At 58.8% G+C, this 854-nt stretch carries 1 protein-coding gene; it reads right to left on the bottom strand.

Features of this window, described 5'->3' with window-relative positions; genetic code table 11:
• On the bottom strand, positions 1–249 hold a 249-nt coding region (locus tag GY725_13480), incomplete at its 3' end, for a DUF4419 domain-containing protein (protein MCP4005196.1).
• Positions 250–854: the final 605 nt, after the last annotated feature.

Genomic DNA, 854 nt, shown 5'->3' with positions numbered 1-854 from the left:
CTCGATGGCGCGGTCGTACCACGTCCCGGTCATCGGCCTGCCGTCGATCAGCGCTTCGGCGCAGTGGAGTCCCTCCCAGTCTGCGATCTGAGCGACGAGATTCTCCTTGATGGTGTTCCAGAGTACGTATCGTAGGCGCGCGAGATTGCCGTTGACGAACTCCATGAAGTCGGCGTGTTGGTCGGCGTCCTCGGGTGTTAGGATCAGGTGATAATGATTGCTGGTCGCGACCGCAGCGTGGACTTTCACCGGGTACTTCTCCTGGGCTCGGGCGAGGATGCCGACCATCACGCGGGCAAAGTGAGAGGTCGCGGGCAGGAGATAGAAACCACCGAGGGTCCGGGTGGTGACCTCGACGCTTCATCCAGGGGGCAAGTAGCGGGGATCTCTAGGCATGGGTGTTCCTCCCAGGCCGCGCCAGAGGCGCGCCTGATCGGTGAGTGGCGGCCCGACGGATGGCGTGAGGGTCCCACGGCCACACGCCGTGAATCGATCCTCACGCACCGGCGCCAGCCGGTCTCGGTCAGCGAGCGACACCGGAGAGTTCCGTGCGGGCTAACGCCGGCTACACCCAAGGCGCGCCGAAAGAAGGAATCCATAAATGGATAACGAGACTTCCAATAGCGTTGTTAGAAACTATCATGTGAGAGGATGTCGAGCAGAAGAATTGCATGAAGGCGAGGGGTGTAATTACTGGATTGCAGATGATGCAGGAAATGACGACAACCTACAAGAATATGAGCTTGCAGAAACAGAGTTAATAGCGTTCACCGTGGCGGAGTTGGCCTTCTTAGAAAGATCGTACGTTATGATGCCGGTCCCGCGTCCTGTGCTGAATATTAGCCGCTTGGCTT

Source organism: bacterium, from assembly GCA_024226335.1.
Taxonomy (GTDB): domain Bacteria; phylum Myxococcota_A; class UBA9160; order SZUA-336; family SZUA-336; genus JAAELY01.
Note: the sequence above shows the minus strand (reverse complement) of the source record. Positions and strands in the feature narration are given on the sequence as shown.